Origin of the sequence: Streptomyces sp. NPDC051684, from assembly GCF_044453445.1 — a bacterium.
Lineage (GTDB): Bacteria > Actinomycetota > Actinomycetes > Streptomycetales > Streptomycetaceae > Streptomyces.
In genome coordinates this window covers 1-23,454 of record NZ_JBITCS010000065.1, presented here as the reverse complement: position 1 = coordinate 23,454, position 23,454 = coordinate 1, and the positions used below count along the sequence as shown (strand labels likewise).

At 69.3% G+C, this 23,454-nt stretch carries 19 protein-coding genes and 2 riboswitches; of the genes, 7 read left to right on the top strand and 12 right to left on the bottom strand.

What is annotated here, in order from left to right:
* Positions 1–153 (top strand): Fe-Mn family superoxide dismutase (locus tag ACIA8D_RS40090; protein ID WP_399240166.1); only part of this gene is annotated, 153 nt, incomplete at its 5' end.
* A 146-nt stretch (positions 154–299) separates the two neighbouring features.
* Here the strand turns inward: ACIA8D_RS40090 and ACIA8D_RS40085 are convergent.
* The 6 genes from ACIA8D_RS40085 to ACIA8D_RS40060 all read right to left on the bottom strand — a co-directional run bounded on the left by ACIA8D_RS40085 (position 300) and on the right by ACIA8D_RS40060 (position 9,010).
* Complete coding sequence (locus ACIA8D_RS40085; protein WP_399240164.1) at positions 300–1,442, bottom strand: HoxN/HupN/NixA family nickel/cobalt transporter; 1,143 nt, start codon at positions 1,440–1,442, stop codon at positions 300–302.
* Positions 1,443–1,646: 204 nt separating this feature from the next.
* Positions 1,647–2,489 carry an ECF transporter S component gene (locus tag ACIA8D_RS40080; protein ID WP_399240162.1) on the bottom strand — a complete coding sequence of 281 codons (843 nt, stop codon included), beginning with the start codon at positions 2,487–2,489 and terminating at the stop codon, positions 1,647–1,649.
* Positions 2,486–4,129: an ABC transporter ATP-binding protein gene (locus tag ACIA8D_RS40075; protein ID WP_399240160.1), complete on the bottom strand. Its 1,644-nt coding sequence runs from the start codon at positions 4,127–4,129 to the stop codon at positions 2,486–2,488. The genes ACIA8D_RS40080 and ACIA8D_RS40075 overlap by 4 nt, the downstream gene beginning before the upstream one ends.
* On the bottom strand, positions 4,126–5,340 hold the full coding sequence (locus tag ACIA8D_RS40070; RefSeq protein ID WP_399240158.1) for an energy-coupling factor transporter transmembrane component T: 1,215 nt from the start codon (positions 5,338–5,340) through the stop codon (positions 4,126–4,128). The genes ACIA8D_RS40075 and ACIA8D_RS40070 overlap by 4 nt, the downstream gene beginning before the upstream one ends.
* Positions 5,337–6,254 carry a hypothetical protein gene (locus ACIA8D_RS40065; protein ID WP_399240156.1) on the bottom strand — a complete coding sequence of 306 codons (918 nt, stop codon included), beginning with the start codon at positions 6,252–6,254 and terminating at the stop codon, positions 5,337–5,339. The genes ACIA8D_RS40070 and ACIA8D_RS40065 overlap by 4 nt, the downstream gene beginning before the upstream one ends.
* Positions 6,251–9,010, bottom strand: a complete 2,760-nt coding sequence (locus ACIA8D_RS40060; RefSeq protein ID WP_399240154.1) for a prenyltransferase/squalene oxidase repeat-containing protein — start codon at positions 9,008–9,010, stop codon at positions 6,251–6,253. Before ACIA8D_RS40060 ends, ACIA8D_RS40065 begins: the two co-directional genes overlap by 4 nt.
* Positions 9,011–9,142: 132 nt before the next feature.
* A riboswitch (cobalamin riboswitch) is annotated at positions 9,143–9,275 on the bottom strand.
* A gap of 104 nt (positions 9,276–9,379) precedes the next feature.
* Positions 9,380–9,453, top strand: a riboswitch (cobalamin riboswitch).
* A gap of 124 nt (positions 9,454–9,577) precedes the next feature.
* On the opposite strand from ACIA8D_RS40060, the gene ACIA8D_RS40055 reads away from it, so the two are divergent.
* Positions 9,578–10,990: a hypothetical protein gene (locus tag ACIA8D_RS40055; RefSeq protein ID WP_399240152.1), complete on the top strand. Its 1,413-nt coding sequence runs from the start codon at positions 9,578–9,580 to the stop codon at positions 10,988–10,990.
* Between the two features lie 508 nt (positions 10,991–11,498).
* Positions 11,499–12,434, top strand: coding sequence for a DUF5655 domain-containing protein (locus ACIA8D_RS40050; protein ID WP_399240150.1), 936 nt, complete (start codon positions 11,499–11,501; stop codon positions 12,432–12,434).
* Positions 12,435–12,721: 287 nt separating this feature from the next.
* Here the strand turns inward: ACIA8D_RS40050 and ACIA8D_RS40045 are convergent, their stop codons facing one another.
* From ACIA8D_RS40045 to ACIA8D_RS40020, 6 genes are all read right to left on the bottom strand, one after another.
* A complete protein-coding gene (locus tag ACIA8D_RS40045) occupies positions 12,722–13,420 on the bottom strand; it encodes a GAF and ANTAR domain-containing protein (protein ID WP_399240148.1) in 699 nt (232 codons plus the stop codon).
* Between the two features lie 71 nt (positions 13,421–13,491).
* Positions 13,492–14,250, bottom strand: coding sequence for an ANTAR domain-containing protein (locus tag ACIA8D_RS40040; RefSeq protein ID WP_399240146.1), 759 nt, complete (start codon positions 14,248–14,250; stop codon positions 13,492–13,494).
* A 176-nt stretch (positions 14,251–14,426) separates the two neighbouring features.
* A complete protein-coding gene (locus ACIA8D_RS40035) occupies positions 14,427–16,754 on the bottom strand; it encodes a hypothetical protein (RefSeq protein WP_399240144.1) in 2,328 nt (775 codons plus the stop codon).
* Positions 16,751–17,071, bottom strand: coding sequence for a helix-turn-helix domain-containing protein (locus ACIA8D_RS40030; RefSeq protein ID WP_399240142.1), 321 nt, complete (start codon positions 17,069–17,071; stop codon positions 16,751–16,753). Before ACIA8D_RS40030 ends, ACIA8D_RS40035 begins: the two co-directional genes overlap by 4 nt.
* The gene (locus ACIA8D_RS40025) at positions 17,068–18,189 is read right to left on the bottom strand and encodes a tyrosine-type recombinase/integrase (protein ID WP_399240140.1); all 1,122 of its coding nucleotides are present in this window, start codon (positions 18,187–18,189) and stop codon (positions 17,068–17,070) included. Before ACIA8D_RS40025 ends, ACIA8D_RS40030 begins: the two co-directional genes overlap by 4 nt.
* A gap of 101 nt (positions 18,190–18,290) precedes the next feature.
* Positions 18,291–19,052, bottom strand: coding sequence for a DNA-methyltransferase (locus ACIA8D_RS40020; RefSeq protein ID WP_399240138.1), 762 nt, complete (start codon positions 19,050–19,052; stop codon positions 18,291–18,293).
* A gap of 581 nt (positions 19,053–19,633) precedes the next feature.
* On the opposite strand from ACIA8D_RS40020, the gene ACIA8D_RS40015 reads away from it, so the two are divergent.
* The 4 genes from ACIA8D_RS40015 (at position 19,634) to ACIA8D_RS40000 (ending at position 23,294) form a co-directional block, all read left to right on the top strand.
* Positions 19,634–20,779, top strand: a complete 1,146-nt coding sequence (locus ACIA8D_RS40015) for a C40 family peptidase (protein ID WP_399240136.1) — start codon at positions 19,634–19,636, stop codon at positions 20,777–20,779.
* A gap of 88 nt (positions 20,780–20,867) precedes the next feature.
* On the top strand, positions 20,868–21,176 hold the full coding sequence (locus ACIA8D_RS40010) for a DUF6112 family protein (protein WP_011029048.1): 309 nt from the start codon (positions 20,868–20,870) through the stop codon (positions 21,174–21,176).
* The gene (locus ACIA8D_RS40005; protein ID WP_382085183.1) at positions 21,176–21,856 is read left to right on the top strand and encodes a hypothetical protein; all 681 of its coding nucleotides are present in this window, start codon (positions 21,176–21,178) and stop codon (positions 21,854–21,856) included. The genes ACIA8D_RS40010 and ACIA8D_RS40005 overlap by 1 nt, the downstream gene beginning before the upstream one ends.
* A gap of 28 nt (positions 21,857–21,884) precedes the next feature.
* Positions 21,885–23,294, top strand: coding sequence for an ATP-binding protein (locus tag ACIA8D_RS40000; RefSeq protein WP_399240134.1), 1,410 nt, complete (start codon positions 21,885–21,887; stop codon positions 23,292–23,294).
* Positions 23,295–23,454 lie beyond the last annotated feature (160 nt).

Genomic DNA, 23,454 nt, shown 5'->3' with positions numbered 1-23,454 from the left:
TTCGACGCCTGGGAGCACGCCTTCTACCTGCAGTACAAGAACCAGAAGGTCGACTTCATCGAGGCCATGTGGGCCGTCGTCAACTGGCAGGACGTCGCCAAGCGCTACGCCGCCGCCAAGGAGCGCGCCAACAGCCTGCTCCTCAACCCCTGACCCGCACCTGAACTGCCAGGGGATCCAGCTGTCCTGCTCGTGATCGTCTTCTCAACCTTCACCGGCAGGCACGCCGAGGGCTCCCGCCGACCATGCGTCGGCTGGAGCCCTCGGCCGTACGGCGACTACCGCATCCGGGGCGGGCGCTACTCGCCGGGCCGAGCCAGCCCCTGCGTCCACTTCTCCTCGATCCGCCCGAACTTCCACACCAGCAGGGCCACCACCCAGGTGATGAAGAACAGACCGACGATGACGTAGCCGATGATGTTCAGGTCGAGCCCGCCGACCCAGTCCCAGAACGCACCGTGCAGATGGGCCTTCTCCCCGATCAGGCCCAGCAGTTCGACCGTGCCGATGATGAGCGCGACAGCGACGGACAGGCCGGTGATGGTGAGGTTGTAGTAGACCTTGCGGACCGGCTTGGAGAACGCCCAGCCGTAAGCGAAGTTCATGAACGAGCCGTCGATCGTGTCCAGCAGCGACATTCCCGCCGCGAACAGCACCGGCAGGCACAGGATCGCGTACCAGGGCAGCCCTGACGCCGCGCCTGAACCGGCCAGCACCAGCAGCGCCACCTCCGTCGCGGTGTCGAAGCCGAGTCCGAACAACAGGCCCAGCGGATACATCTGCCAGGGCTTGTTGATGGACTTCATGACGCGACCGAGCAGCCGGTTCATGAAACCGCGCTTGTTGAGCTGCTCCTCCAGCGCCGCCTCGTCGAAGTGACCGGAGCGCATCTGCCGGAATACCTTCCAAATGCCCGCCATGATCACGAAATTGATGATGGCGATGACGTACAGGAAGGTGCCCGAGACCGTGGTGCCGATCCACCCGGTGACGCTGTGCAGCGTGGAATCGTCGTTCTCGACCGGTCCGGCCAGCGCCTTGACGCCGAGGGAGAGCAGGAAGGCCAGGGCGAAGACGATGCTGGAGTGGCCGAGGGAGAACCAGAAACCCACCGACAGGGGACGCTGCCCCTCGTTCATCAGCTTGCGGGTGGTGTTGTCGATCGCCGCGATGTGGTCGGCGTCGAAGGCGTGTCGCATGCCGAGCGTGTACGCAGTGACACCTATGCCTATGCCGAATGTCTTGCTGCCCAGGCTGTAGTGCTCCGGCGCGACCACCGCGACGAGCGTGAACCAGCCGATGACGTGCAGCGCCAGGATGAAGGCGGCCATGCCGCCGAGACTCGTCCACTCCTTGCGCGTCATGGAGGTACGGAAGCGGAACTTCGCCGGCTTCGGAGAACTGGCGGTCGCGGCGGGAGCTGGGCCGGGTGAGACGGTCATCGGGGACGTGAGCCTTTACATGTCGTGGAGCAGGCGCGGCCTGGGAAATCCAGACGCGCACTCCACGCTGCTGCGCATAATGTGCAACTACAACATCGTCGGGGCAAAGTCCCGGTCTGCCTTCGCGACAGTCGGTAAAGCGGGGCCCACGAACGACCCCTATCTGTCCTGACCTGGCAAAATATCCAGGCTTGACGCCCTCTCTCAGCTGGTCGCCCGCGGCGTGTCGCCCTCCACCGGGGCGGCAAACCGGCCCGGCGCCCGGAACTTCGCGCGGCGTGCCGCGCGGCGGAACGTGGTGAGGACCGCAGGCCCCGCGAGCAGGATGCAGACGAAGTTCGTGACCGCGCGTCCGGTGTCCCAGCCGAGTGAGGTGGCCAGGTCGAAGGCGATGTATCGGTGCCACTGCTCGGTGAAGGGCAAACCGGGCAGGTAAGCGATGGAGCTGTTGGGGTCCAGGGAGAACGGCCAGAAGGACAGATTAAGGAGGAAGCCGAAGAGGTAGCCGGACACCGATCCGTAGACGGCCAGGAGGAGGACCTCTCGGCGGCCGGTCGCGCGCGGCAGGAATCCTGCGAGCATGCCTACGAACGCGCAGCCGAACATCTGGTACGGCATCCAGGGGCCCACCCCGCCGGTGATGAGAGCGGAGGCGAACAGTGATGTGCAGCCCAGCGTGAAGCCGAAGCCGGGGCCATAGACCCGGCCTGCCAGGACCAGAACGAAGAAGACGGTCTCGATGCCGGCTGTGCCCGCGCCGAGGGGGCGGAGAGCGGCGTTGACGGCGGACAGGACTCCGAGCATGGCGAGCGCCTTGGAGTCGATGCCGCCCTCCGCTATCTCTGACAGCACGACGCAGAGGATCAGGACGAGCAGCACTCCGAAGATCAGCGGTGGCGCGTAGTTCGAACCGAACGTCCCGGGGGCGACCACGAACGGCCAGAAGAAGGCGACGACGCCGAGAAAGGCCGCCATCGTGACGACGAGGCCGACACGAGGCGTGAGACGGATGGCAGCCGGGATCGCCCTGCCGGTCCATGTCGTCATCGCTGCACATCCTCTGCATCGAGCTCGTCGAGGACGGACGTGACTTGGCCCACGGTGAGGAACGGCAACGGTGCGAGAATCTTGGCTGTCTGCGGTGCAAAGACGGGTGAGGCCACGATGACGTCGGAGGTGAGTCCGTCGGCGACGATGTCGCCCTCGGCCATGACGACGACGCGATCGGCCGCGCGGGCGGCGAACTCCACGTCGTGGGTGGACACCACCACGGTGCGCTCTTCCTGGGCCAGCGCATCGACGACGGCGATGAGCTCGTCCTTCGCTCGGTAGTCGAGACCGCGGGTCGGCTCATCGAGGAGCAGTACTCGCGGCGCGGCCGTCAGCTGGATGGCGAGGACGAGAGCGAGCTTCTGCCCCTCGGAGAGGTCACGCGGGTGGGTGGCGTCGTCGATGCCCGGTGCCAGCCGGTCGAGGACAGCTCGGGCGCTCTCCCCCGTCGCAGACTCGGTGTCCGCCTGATCGAGCTCCTGCTTCACGCTCTCCAGGTAGAGGAGGTCCGCGGGGGTCTGCGGTACCAGGCCGACGAGTTGTCGGGCTCGCGCCGCGGGGACGTCGTGGGGGTCTGCCGTCGCTCCGCTGTCGGTGACGACGGCGACTGCTCCGGCGCGACGCGGGCCGGTGCCCTGCAGTGCCCACAGCAGCGATGACTTGCCTGATCCGTTGCGCCCCATGAGGGCGGTCACTTCACCGGCGTGCAAGGTGAGGTCGACTTCTCGTACGGCGGGCACCCCTTGGTAGGCGACGGTGACCTTTCGCGCGGTGAGGAGCGCCTGGTCCGCTTGCGGGGTGGGGCGTGCGGGCTTGGGTGTGTGCCCGGCAAGTCTGGTGCGCAGGGGCGCTGCCTTTCGCCGGGCGTCGCGGATGGACAGCGGCAGCGGTGCCCAGTCGGTGGCGCGCCCGAGTTCGATGATGGGTGGCGCGATCGCCGAAGTGCGGAGGATGTCGGCGGGGGGACCGATGCGAACTTGGCCGTCTCCGGGCAGGTGGAGGATGCGGTCGGCGTACTGCACGACGCGTTCCAGACGGTGCTCTGCCATCAGGACGGTGACGCCGAGATCGTGGACGAGGCGGGTGACCGCGGCGAGCACTTCTTCGGCGGCGGTCGGGTCGAGGGCGGAGGTCGGTTCGTCGAGGACCAGGACGCGGGGGTGGGCGGTGAGCACCGAGCCGATGGCCACACGCTGCTGCTGGCCGCCGGAGAGTTCGTGCAGGGCGCGGTGGCGCAGGTCGGCGAGGCCCAGGAGGTCGAGGGTCTCCTCGACGCGTTTGCGCATGGTGGCGGCGGGGATCGCCAACTGCTCCATGGCGTAGGCGAGTTCTTCTTCGACGGTGTCAGTGACGAAGCCGTCGAGCGGGTCCTGTCCCACCACGCCGACGACGTCGGCGAGTTCGCGTGGCGGGTGGTGGGCGGTATCGCGGCCGTCGACAGTGACGCGGCCGTGGAGAGCGCCGCCGGTGAAGTGCGGGACGAGTCCGTTGACGGCGCCGAGGAGGGTGGATTTGCCGACGCCGGTGTGCCCGACGACGAGGCAAAGTTCCCCCTCCTCCACGGTGAGGTTCACGTCTCGCAGGGCGGGGCCGGGCGCGTCGTCGTAGGCGATGGTGACCTGGTCGAAGGTGATCACGCGGTGCCGGCTTTCGGATCGGTACGGACGGACGGGCCACGGCGGACAGCCGTCTCCGCACGGTGGGGCGCGCTCGGTGGCGGGGCCAGGAAGCCGGCCGTGCCGGCGAGCAGAATCGCCAGCGTCGGTACCAGTGGCAGGTCCGGCCACGTCAGCGGATAGAAGGTGGGGTTGAGCTGCGCGGGGTCGTATCCGAGGTTGCCGAACAGCAGGATCGCCGAGAGAACGCCGCTGCCCGCGACCGCCCACTCGGGCACGCGCCAGGGATCGGGCCGGTACGTGGTGCGCGTGACACGGCGTCCGCCGAGCCGCAGCCCCGCAATGCACAGCGCGGCTCCCACGGCCATCGCCGGGAAGCCGAGGAACGCCGGAGCCGTGGCGTCCAGGAGTCCGTACGCGCCCGCGCACAGTCCGCACATGCCGAGCAGCATCAGCGCACCGGTGACCCGTCGGGAGCGGCGCGTGGCGGAACCGGCACGGCCGTACCCGCGCGAGTCCATGGCAGCGGCCAGCCGCAGGGAACGTTCCAAGGCGTCTTCCAGAACCGGTACGACGATGCCGCGCAGCGCGCGTAGCCCCCGGGTCCTGCCTGCCCTCAACTTCCTTGCTTTGGAGACACGTTGGACGCTCTGGACCAGCTGGGGTGCAACGCTGATGGCGACGGTGACGGCCACGCCGAGCTCGTACAGGGCGCCGGGCAGGACGCGCAGTGCACGCTTGGGGTTGGCGAGCGTGTTCGCCGCTCCGATGCAGCAGAGCATGCACGCCAGACGGAGCCCGTCGGTGGCCGCCGACAGGATCGCCTCCAGCGATACGGGACCGCCGATCTGGATTCCGGCGTACCAGTCGGGGGTGGGGATGTGCGGCAGGGAGAAGAGGAAGTGGTCGTGCGGGGTGATGCCGGTGGCGAAGACCGCGCGGAAGACCACACGGATCAGCACGACCGTGAACGCTAGGTAGAGGTAGTACTTGAAGCCTCGTGCCCAGGGTGCCGCGGTACGGCGTGCTGAGACGACGAAGCCGAGGACCGCGAGCACGAGGAACAGCAGGAGCGGGTTGTTGGTGCGGCTGACCGCGGTGGCCAGGGCGAGGGCCCAGATCCACCAGGCCAGCGGATGCAGCATGCGTGGCAGGCGACGGCCGCCTCGGTCCGGCGCGGGGCCGGTCCGGGCGGCGGTCGCCTCCGAGATCGTACGGGCCACTGCGGTCACTCGTGCGGGCGGCGCCGGGCCGCGTACACGGCTGCCCCCGCGATCAGTGCGACCAGGCCCCCTCCGGCAATGACCGGGAGCACAGAGCCCGCGTCGTGCGGGGCGTCGGCGGTGGGTTCCGCGTTGAGCATCTTCGGCCCCTTCTTCGTCGTCGTCGGGGACGGCGAAGCGCTCGGAGTGGGCGACGCGGACTCAGTCGGAGACGGAGAACTCTTCTCCGGGGTTGGCTTCGGCGACTTCTTCTTGTGCGTGGCCGACGGCTTCGTGCTGGTCTCGGCCACCGGTCGCTCCGGCGCGGGGCCGGTGTCGACGCCTGGTGGCAGTTTCGGTGCCTTCGCCGTGGACGCGGGCTTTCCGCCACCGGTGGGCGCGGTGTTGTGCGCCCGCAGCTGGTCCGGGGTCACCTGCGGCCGCCCCTTGGTGCCTTCGATGTTGGTGCCACCGAAGATCCACAGGTCGACGCTGCCGGGCTTGGGCTTGTAGAGCATGGCGCCGAGCTGGCTGTACTCCCAGTCGTTCGCGCCCGGATCGGCGTGCCAGTACGACCAGTAGGCGGAGGCGGGCGGAGTGAGTACGCAGTCGTCCTGGGACGGCGTCGGGTACTGCTTGCCGCTCTTGTATCCGCTGAACCCGATGCGGCAGATGAACGCGGCACCGTCGTGTCCTGTACCGGTGGTGCGCCAGCCGCCCTGATTGAGCAGCTCGTATCCGGTGGTCGGGGTGGTGCCGCAGGCCCGGTAAATGGGTCCGCCCCAGTGGCTGAAGTCGACGGCGAGGACAACGCCGGAGCGCGTGGTGCACTGCCCCATGGCGAGGGGGTCGGCAGCGGCCGGGACGATCGTCGCACCGAGTCCGGCCGCCGTCAGGGCCAGAGCACCTATCAACCGGGCTACGGCACGGGTCAGGCGGCTCATCGCTCCTCCCCCACGACGCCGCGACGCCGGGCGACAACGACCGTGCGCCAGCCGACCGCGCTCAGCAGCACGGCCAGCGCCGCAAGAACGCCGATCTGCACGCCGGTCGAAGCAAGCGCGCCGCCGCCACCGTCGGCGTCCACGATGTTTCCACCGCTCGCTCCCCCACTCTCACCGGGCGTCACGATCTCGGGAGTTCCGCTCCCGTCGCTCGGTGTGGGCTGCGGCTTCGTGCCGTCGAGGCTGCGCTCCAGCTTCCCGAAGGAGACCCCGGTGGCACCGCCGACGGCCTGGGTGGAGGCGCGCAGGTCGGAGCCGCGCTGTCCTTCCTTGGCGACGTTGAAGCCGCCGTCCGAGTTCTGCTGCCCGGCAAGGAACTTCAGCGCCGAGGCGATCTCGTCTTTGTACGACGACTTGTCGAGGGTCAGCCCCTGCACGGCCAAGGCGGCTGAGTTCACGGAGTTGCCTGCGGCGCCTGGGAAACCTCCGTCGGCGAGCTGCTTGGAGGCGATCCACTTCAGTGCCTTGTCGACGGCCCGGTCCGCCTGGTCGCCGCCCGCGAGGTCGAGTGCCATCGCCGCTATGGCCGTGGAGTCGACGTCGGAGTCGCCGGTGGCCGGAATGAGGCTCGGCCAGGCACCATTGTCGTGCTGAAGGCTTTCCAGGTACGCGATCGGGTCCTGGGCGTTCTCCTTGTCACCGGCGCGGAGTTGGGCCATGACAGCGAGGGACTGGGAGAAGACGGACGGGGCATAGGTGTAGGCGCCCTTGGCGGCGCAGGAGCGGTCCGGGGCCTTGCTCGGCGCGGAGCACACCGCCTTGTCGAGGGCGGCGATCAGATCATGGCCGGCGAAGTCGCGCGGGTCACGGTCGACTGCTTCGGCGAGCAGGGCCGTCTTGCCGAGGGAGCCGCCTGCCGCGTACTTGGTGCCGATTCCGGTCCAGTCGTTGACGGTGCGTTTCTCCCCGTCCTTGCCTGCCTTGTCGAGGAAGTCGACGACGCCGCGCAGTTTGGCGTTGTTGAGGCCGGTGGCGGCGAGCGCGTAGGCGCCGTCGATGGTCAGTCCGAAGTCGGCGCGGCTCGTCCCGGCACCGGTCGGATAGAACTGGCCCTGCTTGAGCTGGGCGGCACCGATCAGGTAGGCGACACCCTTCTTCAGGTCCGGTCCCTTGCCTGGAGCCGGGTCGCCCGGATCGGTGGTGGGCGGGTCCGTGGTCGGCGGATCGGTCGGCTCGGTCCTCTTGGTGGTGAGGCTGGCGAGGTCAGTGTGCACGCCAGCCAGGATCGCGACCGGTGTCGCGTACAAGGTCGGGTCGGTGGCGTCCTGGTCGAAGCCGAAGCCGCCGCCCTTGAGCTGGGTCCGGGACAGCCAGCCTTCGGCGACGTCCGCTCGCTGCATCTGGCCGAGGGCGCGCAGCCCTTGTGCGGCATAGGCCGTGGTGATCACATCGCCGGCGGTGGAGCCTGTGTAGGCGACGTACGCGCCGTCGTCGCGCTGGGCCTTGGTCAGGTAGTCGCGTGCCTTGGTGACAGCGGCGTCGTGGCCGCCCACCTTTTTCAGGACCAGTGCGATCAGTCCGGTGGTGGCGGCGTCGCCGTCGCAGTTGCCTCCTGGCCGGATGAGGATGCTGGTGAAGCTGCCGTTCGTGCACTGCACCTGAGTCAGGCGGTCCACCGTGGCATCGGGTGGCGTCACGCCCGCTCGCAGCAGGGCGAGTACGGCGCGGGCCTGCTCGTCGGCGTAGTCGACGTTGCGGAAGTCGCCCTTGGCGGTGCAGCCGGGTGTCGGTTCGCCAGATTCCGGACCGGCGGCGCAGACGTTCCCGGTCAGGTCGGCGATCAGATCGCGCCCGCCGACCTTGCGCGGGTCGCCCTCCGTCGACTCGGCCAGCAGAGCCAGGCGGGCGACCGCGGCCGCGTCCGGCGCCTGATCCTTCCCGTCGGGAGCCACGTAGTCGTCCACGTGCTGAGCGAAGAAGGCGGTGATCTTGTCGAGCGTGGCGCTGCTGCCGTCCGCCGCGGCCAGTGCGTAGGCGGTCTCCAGCGTGAGCAGGTAGTTGGGGCTGTCGGCGCCTTCGTCGACGATGCGTTCGCCGTCGGTCAGCTGCGCCTTGAGCCATGCGGCGGCTCCCGCTACGTCGACGTCGCCGGGTGCTCCGGTCGGCCCGCCGCTCGGGTCGGGGCTCGCGCCGCCTCCGGCACGGACGTCGTCGGGGCTGAAGGTGGGCTTTCCCGTGGTGCCGCCGATGTCGGTGCCGCCGTAGACCCAGGCGTCGACGTCACCGTCCTTCAGCTTGCGGTCCATGGCGCCGTACTGGCTGTACGTCCATGTGTCCTGGCCCGGTGAGGCGGTCCAGTACGACCAGTAGGCGGTGGCCGGCGGCGTGAGAACGCAGGAGTCCTTTGACGGAGTCGGGTACTGCGTACCGGAGTTGAAGGATCCGTAGCCGATGCGGCAGATGAACGCGGGACCGTCGTGTTCCGTCCCGGCGGTGGTGAAGCCACCATCGTGCAGGAGCTCGTAGCCGGTGCTGGGGCTGGTGTCACAGCCTCGCTCGACCTTGCCGCCGAAGGGGGCGAAGTCGACGGCCACGATGGCGCCCTTGGTGGCGGTGCAGTCCCCGACCGGGGCGGCGGAGGCGGGCTGGGCGACGCTGACGAAGGCGAAGCACGCGGCGGCAAGGACAAGCAGGCCCGTCAGTGCGGCAGCCAGTGGCCGGAATCGTCTTCGTATGTGCGTTTCTGTGCGCCCCATGGTCTCCACCACGGCCCCCTAAATGCCTGGCCGGCACGGGAGACAAACGTGGCTGACGCCCCAGGCAGCGCCCTCGCAGATGAGGGGCGGCGTTGGAGCGGGTCGCACCACGCCGTAGTCCGCGACGGCGTCTGTTGCTGTGGAACACGCTCCAGGCATTCCGGCTCGCCCAGCGGTGACTGGGCCTACGGTTGCGGGTCAGCGCCGGATTTCGACCGGCTTCCCCTGGAACTACTTGCGTATCAGGGCGGATTGGAACACGGGTTCACAGAAACCGTCAAGGCCGTGCACATCGTGATCACAGCGTCAGGAGAATCGCCCTGTGGCGCGAGCGCTCGAGGCTCGGGTACTGTCCCGCTCTGCCGAGTGGGGGAACCCGGTGAGAGTCCGGGGCTGACGCGCAGCGGTGTGGGGCGGAGGGACCGCTCCGAGCCCGAATGCCCAAGCGGCACAGGTTAGTTGGAAGTCGGTCCACGCGCAGTCGGACGGCGGCCTCCCCCGCCGTGTGCACCCGAGACCGGGGACCGGGCCGGGTCCGGTCGGCGTCCCTCACCTCTGGAGCACGCCATGCCACGTCCCGTTTCCGTCCGTCACGCCGCCATCACCGCGGCTGCGGCCATCGGAGCCTTCGCTCTCACCACACTTCCCGCCGCCGCAACCGCGACGCCGGCCCAGATCGCCACGTCGAAGACGAACGGTGTCGCATACCTCAAGTCCCTGCAGGCTGCTGACGGTTCGTACGCCGGGTCCGGTCTCTCCAACGAGTGGGCGTTCAGCGCGCTCGCCTCCGCAGGCACCGCCGCCGTAGACGTCACGCCGGGCGGGGACACAACCAAGAACGCGAGAACGGTCTACAGAAACCTGCTGTCCACCAGCGGATGGCCGTCCTCCGCCCCCGTCGTCACCGACTACGAGCGCGCCACGCTGAATGCCTACGCCGCGGGCATCGACCCGGCCCGGGTCTCCGCCTCTCGCAACCTCGTGGCCGACATCTACCGCTACTGGCAGACCGCGGAGCCGGGCTACTTCGGCCCGTCCGCCAACTTCAACGGCACCGTCTTCGCCGCGCTCGCTCTGAACGGGGCGAAGACCACGTCCGGGCAGATACGCATCCCCCAGTCTCTGCGGAACGCGATGATCACCCGTATCCGGGCCAACCAGCACAACGACGGCGGCTGGAACTACGGCAAGGCCGAGGGTGATGCCGGGCAGCTCGGGACCGCGAGCGACATCGACATGACCGGCGCCGCGATGGCCGCTCTCTGCGTCTCCGGCGTCCCCAACACGGACACCGACATCGTCCAGGCCAAGACCTTCCTCAAGAACAAGCTGGTCGCCAACACCGGTGCGTTCGACGCCATGTTCGGCGTCAACACCGACTCCAACGGCTGGGCCGTCTCCGGGCTCAACGCCTGCGGCATCAACGCCCAGACCGGCGACTTCCTCACCTCCAAGGGCAAGACGCCGGTCGACTTCCTCATCAGCCAGCAGTTCAACCCGGGCGGCGGCTTCAAGTACCTGCCGAGTGACACCTCTCCCCAGGCATACGCCTCGATCGACGGCCTGCGCGCCGTCGCCGGAGGCGGCTTCACCGCCACACCCCCCGTGCCGTCGACCTCCGGCGCCCCGCAGTGGGTGGGCCAGGGCACCTTCACCTCTGGCACCGCAACCTCGCTGGCCCTGACCGTGGACGACGGCACCGGAAACCTGAAGGTCTGCTCCGTCTCCGTCACCACCACCGGCACGAGCACCACGCTCGGCGCTGTGCTCGACGCGGCGACCAGCGCCGCCACACCGTCGGGTTGCGTCACCGCCGTGACACCGTCCACCGGAACCGGAACCATCACCTCGCTCAACGGCAAGGCCAACAGCGGTACGAACACGTGGAAGGCGAGCGTGGACGGCTCATCCTTCACGTCTGCCGCCCGAAACAAGGTCATCTCCGTCGGCGACACGATCGCGCTCCGCTGGGGCTCCTGACCGAGTCCGTGACGGTAGGACCTGCCGATCGCGCCGCAGGTCCTACAGTCACGGCATGCGCCCCGTGTGACACGTTTGCTCCACCCCTGGTCACCAGTCCTCCGTTCGCATGGACTCGCGACGGCGTCCCTCGCACGGGCACCGGCAGCGTCGCCGACCGACCACCGTCCTGGCCTCGGCTGCCGGCCGCCGTTGGCTCCGCTCCGACCGTGCCGCCCACCGCACGCGCCCTCATCAGCCTGCGCATCCCACCCGGCTTCGAGCCGAGCGGCGCGCTGAACGCACTAACCCATTTCCTCACCGCCGCCACTCCACGGGGGCGCACAGATTATTTGTAGGGCCCCCGGCCACGCGGATCGGCGGGACGACGTCACCCGCGGTCTGCTAAGCGCCTTCTGCTAACCCCCGGCATAAACCGGCCCCTTCAAACAGTTCCGGCGAGCTAGAGGTGGAATAACCAGGGTGTTCGTTCGATTCGCTCTTGCAGAGAACGCGGGAGGGGGCACTGGTGGCCGAGCTGATGATGTTCCGGCAGGACGCGGACGGACGGGATGTCGAGCTGGCCGGCTCGACGGTGGCGCTGGAGGTGGAGCTGCAGCGGCGGGTCGAGGCCGGCCTGGAGCAGATGCTGGGCGTCCGCTTCCTGGCATCGGAGTATCCGACTGGCCCCTGGCACCGGGGGCGGATCGACACCCTGGGGCTCGATGAGAACGGCAGCCCGGTGGTGATCGAGTTCAAAAAGGGCTCGGACAGCGGGGTGATGTCCCAAGCGGTCTCCTACCTGTCCTGGCTGGAGTCGGCGCACCACGAGTTCGAGGCGCTCGTGCGGAAGGTGCTGGGGGCGGAGGCCGCCGAGTCCGTCGACTGGCGTCGTCCGCGGATGATCTGCATCGCGGCGGGCTTCTCGCACCACGACCGGGTAGCGGTGCAGAGGTTGCCCGAGCGGATCGACCTGGTGCGCTACCGGATCTTCGACGGTGGCCTGCTGGGGCTGCTGCTCGTGGACTCCGCGACCGGCTTCCCGAGCGCTGCCTCGTCTCGCCGGGGCCGGGAGCGGGCACCCGTGGCGGACGGCGTGCCGACGGCTTCGACGGTCTCTCCGCCTGCGGGTGGAGGAGGGGTGCCGGAGTGCCTGCGGGACCTGTACGCGGAACTGGACGAGGCGCTCACGGCATGGGGCGAGGTGGAGGTGGCGTCCCTGCGGCACTACATCGCCTACCGGCGGTTGGTGAACGTGGCGTCGGTGATCTTCCGTCCGAAGCACGAGGCGATCCTGGTGTACCTCAGACTCGACCCGGACGCGGTCGAGTTGGAGGAGGGCTTCACCCGGGACATGCGCGGTATCGGACACCTTGGGACCGGCGACCTGGAGGTCCGCGTCGTCTCGGCAGCCGACTTGGAGAAGGCGGCGCCGCTGATCCGGCGGGCGTTCGAGGCGGCCTGACGTAACAGGAGGGGCGGCTGGTGCATCGGTTAGTCGATGCTCCAGCCGCCCCTCTGGCGTCTGTGGGCCGCCGGCCCTGGCCTCTCTCCGCTCTCACGCTCATGCCTCCGGTCCGGCCAGCTCGAAGTCGTCCTTGGTCAGTTCGGCCCGCAGCCGCTCCTCAACTGGCGGAGTGCCGGTATTGCACTCGTGCGGTATTCCTCGGTGCAACTGGCACTACGCCGGCAGTGGTAGGCCCGTCGCGGGGCTGCTCGACGAAATCTGAGGGCTGTCCCGCAACGGGAGTCTCAGCTGGGTGGGTTGTCCAGGTTGGCTTGGTGGTGGACAACGTCGTGGGCGACGTCCAAGAGGGGGAGGTTGTGGGTGAAGGCGTAGGCACGCAGGCGGGCGAGAGCTTCGCTGAGAGGGATGTCGAGCAGGACGGTCAGGGCGCCGGTTGCCTGGTGGATGAGGGCACGGTGCAGGGGCAGCGGATTGTTGCTGCTCATGTCATGGATGCCGTCGGGTGTCGTGAGGATCATGGTGGCGCCCTCGGCGAGGGCGAGGAGAGCGCCCATCTGCGCGCGGGTGAGCGGGCCGGGGATGCTGCGATGACCGGTCAGGACTCCGATCCGGACTGCACCCAAGTTCAGGGGAACGGCGTGAGCGGCGCTTGGGAGCTTTTGCTGGGCGGCGGCCAGCAAGGCGGGCCATCGGTGTTCGGGCACGGTGTGCAAGTCGGGGACGAGGACGAGTTCGCCGGTGCGGGCGGCGTCGAGGGTGGGGCCCTCACCGAGGGTGTACTGGAGATCTTCGAAGGCGATTGCGGCGCTGTCGTCCGGGTCGTACCAGACGAGTTCGAGGCCGGATTGGTCGAGCAGGCAGAGCGTGAGGCTGTCGAGGCCGAGCGCGGTCGCGCAGGAGCCGGGTGAGAGAGCGCTCAGGCCCTGGCCGGTCTGAATGGCGGCGGCCAGGAGGCCGGGGATATCGGGGATGTCAGCGGGCACCGCAGGTACTCCTTGGCTGAAGTGCGGTGGGGCGCTGGTGGCGCGGGCCGCGGGGTGACATGAACGCAGGGTCACGGGTGGTGCGGTCGGTCCTGGGGCGTGGCGAATGTCGTGGCGGCCAGTCGGCCCTCCACGAGGTGTTGGCACACGCGGGTCAGTGACGTCTGGTTGCTGCGGGCGTGGGCGCGCAGCCGCTCGAAGGCCACCTCGGGCGCGATGCGCAGGTGGGCCGTGAGGGCGCCCTTGGCCTGTTCGATGATGATCCGGCTGTTGAGTGCGATCTGCAGCTGTCCGATCCGTTCGGCCTGGTCCTGGGAGAGGCGTTGGTGCAGGATGCCGATGGTCGCGGCGTCGGCCAGGGCCTGTCCCAGGCGCAGGCTGGCCGGATGCAGCCCGGTCGGCTGGGAGTGGAAGACGTTCACCGCGCCGATGACCTCGTCCCGTAGGCGCAGCGGGAGGGCGGCCACCGTGGCGAATTGGGCGGTGCGGGCGGCTTTGGTGAAGCGTGGCCAGCGTTCCGCGGTGGCGGGTTCATTCAGGTCCACCGGGCCGACCTGGTCACGCCGGTAGCAGCAGTCTTTGGACGGGCCCTCATCGAACTCGATCTGCGCCTCTTCCAGTTGGTGTGCGGTGTGGGTGGACGCGGTTACGTCCAGCATCTGCCCCCGGGCATCGACCAGGATCACCCCGATCGCCGATACATCCAGCAGTTCGAGCATGTGGTCGGTCAAGACGTGCAGGAAGTCGATTAGATAAAAGCCCTGCGTCAGGGTGTCGGCCAACTCCAGGAACGCTCGCGCGAGTCGTTCGTCCCGTTCCCATTGCGCCATCGCACACTCCTCCTCCGCCCCTGCCACGGACCGTCGCGGGCATGATCCGCCCGAGGGATGCGAGCCTGGTGGCATTGTCCCGCCGAACGCCCCCGGCGGGGAACAGAACTGCCGCATACGCCAGGAAAAGGTGTTGGCCGCTTGCACCTGCGTTGTGGAGTCGCCCGCTCAGGGAGCTACTGCTGTGTCGGGCTCGTTCTCTGGGGTCGTGCACCGTCCTGATCCCGAGCGGCTAGGTAGGCGGTCCAGTTGGGTTGCGCGTGGGCGGCCCATTTCAGTGCGGTGTTGATGTGGATCTCCAGCAGTTGGGCGAGGACCGGGGTGGGGATGTGTTCGGCGAGGGAGATCAGCGCGGCGGTGCGGGCCGGGCTGACGTAGAAGCCGTGCCGGCGCATCATCAGGCCGAAGCCGGCGGCTGACAGCGGCCGGCCGGGGACGGTGCCGGGATAGAGCCACAGCTGGGTGGGATCCGTGGCGGGCAGCAGCGCTTCTTCCGGCGCCAGCACCGCGAGGTGCGTCAACAGGCGGGCCGGGCGCGGTGGGATCAGCAGGGCGTGGCGCCGTTGGCGGAGGTAGGTCTCCTGGCCGCGGTGCTCGATGTCGGCAACGGTCAGGTGCCGGATGCGCTCGCTGGGCAGGCCGTAGAGAAGGGTGAGCATGCGGGCGGTGCGCACCCGCAGTGGCAGGGCGTCGGAGGTGAGGCAGACCCGCAGTTCTTCCCAGCGCTGTTCGTCGGTGAGCGGCGGTGCCCCGGATCCGGGGCGGACGTGGGTGATGTCGTGTTCGGTGGTCAGTCCGTGTCGGTGGGCCCAGGTGAGGAAGGTGCAGATGTCGTGGCGCCGGTTCGGCCCGGTAACAAGCCAGTCCTCCAGGTGCCCCTGCCGCAGTGTGCGAAGCGTCAGTTTGCGCTCATCGAGCCAGACCAAGAAGGACAGGATGAGCAGGATCTCGCCGCGCATCCCGCCACCGGACCGCTCAACTGCCTGACCGCGGGCACGGCGTCTGCGGGCCTTGCGGAGCACGACCCAGTGGACGTACGGCTGGACGAGCCGGGCATGAGCGGCGGGGCCGGCGGTCAACAGGCGCTCCAGCCACGGAAGGATGCGCTCCAAACCCTCTTCCCGGGCGGGCAGGATGCCGGTGCGTACGAGCAGGGCCCGCACGTAGCACTCGTCATGGCTCGGGGGCAGCTCGTCCAGCAGCGCGTGGGTCACAGGGCGGCCGGCGGCAGCGAGGCGGCCAAGGAGGCGGGCGCTGGTGCTGCCCCGCAGCCAGGTCAGCAGGCGTATGGGGTGGTCCGATGCCGTCAAAGCGTCTACGAGAGGGACGAGTTGGCCAAGCGGCTGTCCGTCGGGGCCGGCCAGCCGCTCCCCGAGACGGTGGCTGAGGGTGCAGCGGACGCACTGTCCGTGGATGTACGTCTCGCCGCTGGAGCAGGTGCGGCACGGTGGCGGCGGCGGGTAACCGGCGCACGGTCCGCAGATACCGGTGCCTGCCGCGTCGCGACCGATCAGTGGCCGGGCCCGGCCGCAGTGGCGGCAGCAGCGGCCGAGATAGCTCAGCGTGCGGTAGCAGGGCTGACAGACCGGACCGAGCGGCCAATTTGCCGCCACGATCCGTGTCCGACCGCAGTGTCCGCAGGTCCGCTTCGGTTTGGGCATGCAGTCGCGGCACAGCCACTGCTGGTCGGGCCGGTGCATGCACTCGCGTTCCCTTCCGCAACTGCCGCACGGGGTGTGCCGGGTGGGTCGCCGGTAGCAGCGGTAGCAGCGGGCCGGGCGTTCAGTACTCCCGCGTTCGGCCAGCGGCGCGATCTGACCACACTGCTCGCACTCCCCACGGGGCCGGCGCCGCTGGTAGCAGCGCGGACACCACGGCCCCTCTTCCGTGGCCACCTTGACCACGTCGACCGTTCCGCAGCCGGCACATCGGCGCAGCGGCCGGGACCAGCACCGCTGGCAGAGCGCGGTTCCGTCCTCGCGCCGCACAGCCGGTGCTCGCAGCCGTCCGCACCGCCCGCAGGACGTGACGACCTGCGGGTCCCGGCTGTAGCAGGGATGACAGATGCCGCCCTCGGGCCGCCGGGCCGCAATGACGCCGAGGCGTCCGCAGCGCGCGCAGACTCGAGGCTGCCGTGGCGGCTTGCACGAGGCGCACACCCGGCGGCCCTCGTCATCGAGGAAGAGCCGTTCCGGCAGGGCTCCGCAGCCGGTGCAGCCCGGCACGTCGACCGGGTGTCCGGACGCGTGCAGAACCCGGGCGAGGCGAAACAGCGCGAGCGGGAAGCACTCGCCCGGATCAATCAGCGGATGGGGCCGCGCCGCCCAGTAGGCGTCCAGCTCCCGTACCGGCCGCCCGCTCCAGACGCGGGCCGCACGCAGCGCCGCCTCCGCCCCGTCCTGATCGAGTTCGGGCAGCTCCTGCCGCAAGCGGGAGACCAGATGCCGCCGCATCCCCTCGCTCGACAGGCCGACCGGGTCGGCCGACGGAGCGCGGGTGCTCACGGCTCGCCCGGGCGGCGGATCACGGTGCGGCGCACCGGGGGCGGGGCCGACGCCTGGCCGGCCGCTTTGGGGATCGGCCGGTCGACGACCCGCACCTCGATCAGGTCATTCGGGGTGCAGGACAAGATGTCGCACAGCGCCGCCAGGGTGTCCATCGATAGGCGCTGCGGCGCCTGCGTGACCAGACGGAAGACCTGCTCACGCGAGAGCTGCACGCCCCGCTCGGCCAGCAGCGGCACCAGCTGCGAGGTCTGGAACATGCCCTGCTCGGCCATCTTCTGCCGCAGGTTCCAGCAGCATCCCATCTTCCTGATCACTCCGGATCACCCCACAGCTCGTCGCAGTGCTCGGACAGCGCCCGGCGCAGCAGCCGGGTTCGATACTCATCGGAAACCCCCATGTACAACGCGGTGGTCGAGGCATGCAGATGACCGACCTGGTCCTGCACGAACTTCTCCGGATAGTCGAACTCCGCCAGGTGCGTCACGTACGAGTGCCGCAGACAATGCGGATCCAGCTCCGCAGGCAGCCCGGCCAGCCCCCGCAGCGTGGCGAAGGCGTCGTTGACCGACCGGCGATGCAGTCGCCCGCCCCGCTCGGTGACCCACAGCGCCGGATGGGATCCCGGCCGCAGCAGCGGTCGTACCTCCCCGACCCACTGCTCCAGTACCGGTACGACCCAGTCCATCTCGGGCACCAGCAGCACCGTGCGCCGCTTCGCCGCACCACCGCGCGACGCCTTGCCGAACCGCACGTACACCGCGCCGAACTGCCCGAACCGGGCCGTACGCGGTACCCGCCGGAAGTCGACCAGGTCCAACCCGACCGACTCCTGACGTCGCAAACCGAACGCATACAGCGTCTTGACCAGCGCGGCGTCCCGCATCGCGGGCAGCACGCCCTTCACCCGGCGCGCCCGAATCTGCTCCACCCGGCCGTCGGCCGCATCGAACAGTGCCTGCACTTCGTCGTAGTGCAAGGGACGGCGGCGCGGATCACCCTCGTACTCCGCAACGTGCAGCACCGTGTTCCACTCGTGAAACACCTGCTGCGGCACCGCCCCAAAGCGGCGCTCGCACTCCTCCGGCCACCCGTAGCGCGGATCGCTGACGAAGGCGCAGAACATCTGGATGGAGATCTCGTACCCACGCGCCGTCGACACCATGATCGGTCGGACTCCTGACCGCAGATGGCTAATGAATGCCTCGGCCTCCGCGGGGGTCCACTGCCACGGATACAGGCCGGTGAAGTCCGCAAACCGGCGAAGCAACGCCAGCCGTGGAGTGATCGTGCCGCTCTCCTGCAGGAACCGTGCCCGCTGCTGCCTGGCCCAGCCCTCCAGCATCGCCAGGAACACCGTCGCTTCGGGATCCAATAAACGTACGTTCCGCGACAGTTCGAAGCTCGTGGGCTCCGGAGATTTACCGATCGGCATCGCCCACCTCCAGCGTTGCAGCGGATGCATCATCGTTGCGCTGACTGACCACGCCAGGAAATCCCCTGATCGGGTGCTCCAGAGCCCCGCCCCTCAACGCGCTACTCGGCCTCTGGACCTGCGAGAACGAAGTCCTCCTGGGAACGCAGTTGTTGCATCGTCTGCAATAGCCGCTCATTGGCGACGTCCGCGTAGTGCGCGGACAGCTCGACGCCCACGAAGCGGCGCCCCTCGCGCAGGGCCGCGACCCCGGTGGAGCCGCTGCCGGTGAACGGGTCAAGGACGGTGCCACCCTCGGGGCAGACCTGGACGAGTTGCTGCATGACCTCGACCGGCTTCTGGGTGATGTGAACCCGGCCCTTGCGGGGCTGGGAGGCGATGTAGTGGCCGGGCAGGTAGAGGTCGCGGGTGTTGTCGAGGGAGCCCTTGACGCCCCAGATGATGAACTCCGAGTCCTGCTTCGGCCCGCCCTTGCGGGGCCGGCTGGACGGCTTGATCCACGGAATCGTGCCGCTCCAGGTCCATCCCGCCATCTGCAGGGCGTCGGAGGTGGTCGGCTCCTGGCGCCAGTCGGTGAAGACCATCGCGACCGCGTGCTCGGTCGAGGCCCGGTACGCCTCGGTGAGCAGTTCGGTGAGCCAGGAGCGGTAGGAGCGCTGGTCACGGTTCTCACCCGGGAAGTTGGCGAGGTCGTGCGCCGAGTTGCTCGTGACGTACTTGGCACGTGCGGTACGGCCGGTCCGGTCGGAGCTGGTGCGGCCCCCAGAGTTGTAGGGCGGATCGGTGATCACCGCCTGGACGCTCTCGTCCGGGAGGGACTTCAGGACGGTCAGGGCGTCGCCTCGGTGCAGCGTGTAGCTCATGGGGAGGGCCTCTCTTCGGGCGCGGCGGAGTCTGGACCTAGCTCCGGGCAGCGCTCAACGGCGTGCATCCGGTGCGAGGTTGCAGCGGAGGTTAACGGCGAATTCCGGCCGCGCCTAACGAGGTGGCTCCCTGATTCGGGCCCCTGGATGGCAGTCGTTTGGCGCGGCCGGAATCCCGGTCTACTGTCTCGCCGTGCCACCGGGAAGGAGCGCTGCTCCACCCCCGTTGAGCTGTGCTTATCCGCGCTATCTCGTCCAATCGAGCAGCGTCGGAGGCATGTTGCCCATCTGCCCGCGAGCGCCATGAGGAGGCCCCTGTGCACTGCCTGAGATTACGAGCGCGGCTGGCTGCCGCGCGTGACCTGAAACCGGCGTCCTGGAGCTACCAACTCCTCTGACCCGGGCCCGCCGAGGGGCGGATGCACATCGGCGCGGTGCCGACGGCTTTGCACGAGAAGTCGGCACCGCGTCTTCTTCGAACACCGAGGAGCCGCTGCGATGCAGCATGCCCTGACACACCCGCGCCCCGACCCACCTCCCTCGACCGGTCCGCACCGCCGTCGCGCTGAACGGCGGCGGCCGTGAAGAAGACGACGGGAGCCCTCGTTGGTCTGTGCGCCACCGGACCACTCCTGCTGGCACTGCCGATCCTTGGCATCGGGGCCGGGACCGCCTCGGCTTCGTGCTCGACCGACGGTGCACAGGGTGTGGACGCCTCCGCCGTCGCCAAGCAGGTGAAGGCCATCCTGGACGGCGGCGACAAGGGCTCGATTTCCGTGCCGGGGCTGGACGCACCTGCCGACCAAGTGCCCAACGCCAAGACGATCCAGGCCACGGGCGTCGCGATGAACATCCCCGCCCGAGGGCAGGTCGTCGCCCTGGCGACCGCGCTGCAGGAGAGCGGCCTGCGGAACTTGACCTACGGCGACCGCGATTCGCTGGGTATTTTCCAGCAGCGGCCGTCGATGGGCTGGGGTACGGCCAGCCAGATCCTCGATCCGGTGCACGCCTCGACGAAGTTCTACGAGGGGCTCAAGAAGGTCTCCGGCTGGCAGTCCCTCTCTGTCACCCAGGCCGCGCAGGCGGTACAGAAGTCGGGCTTCCCGGAGGCGTACGCCAAATGGGAGCCGCTGGCCACCGCCCTACAGAAGGCCATCGAGCCCCTGCTGCAGAAGGCCGGCGGCGCATCGCCGAGCCCGTCGCCGTCCGGCTCTGCCGACACCGGCAGCCCCTCTCCCGATTCCGCGGGGGGTTGTTCGGCGGACGGCGACGGGACGGACTTCGGCACCATCCCGGCGGGCGCGCTGCCGAAGGACTACAAGATTCCCGCCTCCGCGCCGCCGAAGGTACAGACGGCGATCCGGTGGGCGCTCGGCCAGCTCGGCACCCCGTATCAGTGGGGCGGCACGTGCACCGACTCCCACGGCAAGAACCCGATGGGCCGCTGCGATTGCTCCTCCCTGATGCAGGGCGCGTACAAGGCCGCCGGGGTCACCCTCACACGGACCACGTACACGCAGGTAAAGGACGGCAAGGCCGTCTCGGTCGATGCCCTCAAGCCGGGCGACCTCCTCTTCACCGAGGGGACGGCCGCCGTACCGGAACACGTCGGGATGGCGATCGGGCAGGGCCTGATCGTCCACGCCCCGCACACCGGTGACGTCGTACGGATCACCACCGTCGCGTCCTGGAAATCGCGGGTTCTCGCGGCCCGCCGAGTCGTCTGACCGGCGCTCCTCCCCCTCCTCACCCCCCCTCGCACCGCTGGTTCGCCCCACCGGGCTTTGGCGTGCGCTCATTCGAACTGGAGTTCCCGTGTATCTCGCTGAACAGGTCATACAGCTCGCCTACGACCCCGGAATCAAGCCCAACGAGGGCGGGCTCCCTGGCCTCAACGTCCTCAAGCAGGTGATGGGCTCGATCAACCTGTTCGGACTCATCGCCGTGGTCGGAGCCCTCGCCGTCAGTGCAGGCGTGTGGGCCTGGGGTCACCACTCCGGTGGTCACCAGGCCGAGGCGAACGGGAAGAAGGGCGTGCTGGTAAGCGCGGGCGCGGCCCTTCTTCTCGGTGCGGCCAACGGTGTAGTGGCGTTCTTCTCGACGCTCGGGACGCAGGTCCACTGATGGCTCAGCACTCCACCCACCCCGGCGGCGCATCTCGCGTGCGCCGCCGGGCGCTGCTCGGCACTGCCGTCCTGGCGGTGCTCGTCGCCCTCGCCGGCCTGGCCGCCTACCTCACCCGCGAGGGCCGAAGCCCCTCCGATACCGCCTCCCCACCGCCGAGTTCGCCCACCACGTCCTCGTCGCCCGCGACACCGTCCGGGCCGCACACCCGGCCCCGCGCTCTGCCCGTTCCGCCGAAGACCCACGACCCGATCACGTACGGGAAGGCCGCCGCCGCAGCGCTGTGGTCGTACGACACCCGCGCGTACTCGCAGCCCGAGCTGCGCAAGGCGCTGCGCGGCTGGCTGACCACAGAGTCGAAGTACGCCGACCCGGCCTCCGTCGACCAGGCGGTCCCCTCGGCCGTGCTGTGGAAGGAGATGGCGGCCAACAAGCAGGTCGCCACCGCCAAGATCAACGAGGGGCACTTCCCGCACGCCTTCACCCAGGCCCTCCAGGACGACCCCGGGGCGATCACCCAGGCGTACGTCTACGCCGTCACGGTCTCCGGCAAGCAGTCGATTCGCTGGAAGGGCTCGGCCGCCGGCGGCGCGGAGAGCAGGTCCACCACCCTCGCGGTCCAGTGCCGGCCCAACCACTCCTGCGCCCTGGTCGGCGTCATGCCGTCCGTCGCGCCCTGACCCTCGCCCCAGAACGGAGGTACGACCCATGGGAGTCTGCGACTTCCCGCTGATGGACAAGGTGTGCGGCGCTGTCGACTTCGCCACCAACCCCGCCGGCACCGTCACCGACGGTCTCGGCGCGTGGATCGCGAAGTCGGCGGGCGAGCTGGCGTCCAGCGCGGCCGACCTGGCCGCCAAGGCCGTCAACAAGACGACGGCCATCGACCTCAACGCCGGGTGGTTCCGTGACAACTACGAGCTGCTGCTGCCCATCGGCCTCGCCCTGACCGTCGGCATCTTCTGCATCCAGCTCATGACCGCGGCCTGGCGCCGCGACGAACGTGCCCTCGCCAAGGCGGCGTTCGGCACCATGACCGGAGTCCTCTTCAGCTTCTCCGCCATCGCCTTCACGACCGTCGCCATCACCGTGGTGGACGCACTGTCCGACGGCCTCTTCAAAGCCGCCAACACCTCGATCGACGACGCGATCCGCCGTGTGATCAAGGTTGATCAGATGGGGGCCATGTACGGCCTCGGCTGGGGTGTGCCCGCGCTGGTGGCCTTCGGGTGCGCGATCGGCGCCTTCCTCTACTGGGGCGTGATGGTGGCCCGCAAGGTCGGCGTCCTGATCATGGTCGCGCTCGCGGTGTTCGCCGGGGCGGGCGGCGGCTGGGAAGTCGCCAAACGGTGGCGGCGCGGCTGGATCGAGGCCACCGGCACCCTGATCGTCTCCAAGCTGTTGATGACCGTGGTCTTCCTGATCGGCGTCTCCGCCATGGGCAAGACCGACGCCAGCGACGGAATGGCGGCCCTGTCCGACGCGATGGCCGGCATCGTCGTGATGGTCCTGGTGTTGCTCTGCCCCTACGCGACGTACAAGTTCGTTCACTGGGCCAGCGACGGCGGCGGCCACGACGACATGCACCGCACCGGTGTCGCCGGCATGGCGGTCGCCGCAGGAGCCGCGAAGACCGCAGGCAGCCTCGCGCTGCGGGCCGGTACCGGTGCCCCCGCTCCGCAGGGTCCGAACCAGGTCCCCGGCGCGGGCACCGATGGCGTCGCCTCCGGCATCAACCCCTCCGGCGGCAACCTCAGCAAGGAGGGCATCGACGCCGGGCCGCCCAAGCAGCAGACCCGCTTCCGGTACGGCGAAGACCCGGACGCGAGCGGCGACAAGGGCCGGGCTCTGATCCAGCGCCCCGGGATCCCGCCGCTAATCACACGTCCTGGCGAGAACGAACCGGAAGGGTGCGAATCGACTGCCCAAGGCGTTGCGGGCGGCTCCGGTCGCCTCGCAGCCGCATCGGCTCCGGTCGGCGACATGACCTCCATGCCGCCGGCCGACCCCGGACCTTCGGCCTCGGGCACTCCGGCGTCCGCGTCCGGACCGTCGGCCACCGGCTCCGCGACGCCGACGAACTGGGTGTACCCCACCCAGCCTCCGTCGGGTTCCTGACCCACATCCCCCCGGGGGGGGGGGGGGGGGGGGGGGGCGGGCCCCCCCCCCCCCCCCCCCCCCCCCCCGCCTCACTGTTCCGTCGTCGTGCTCGGCTTGTTGGGCACAGCCCAGGTGATGCCGAGCGCGGCGAGCACCGCGACAAGTGCGGTGATGCCCT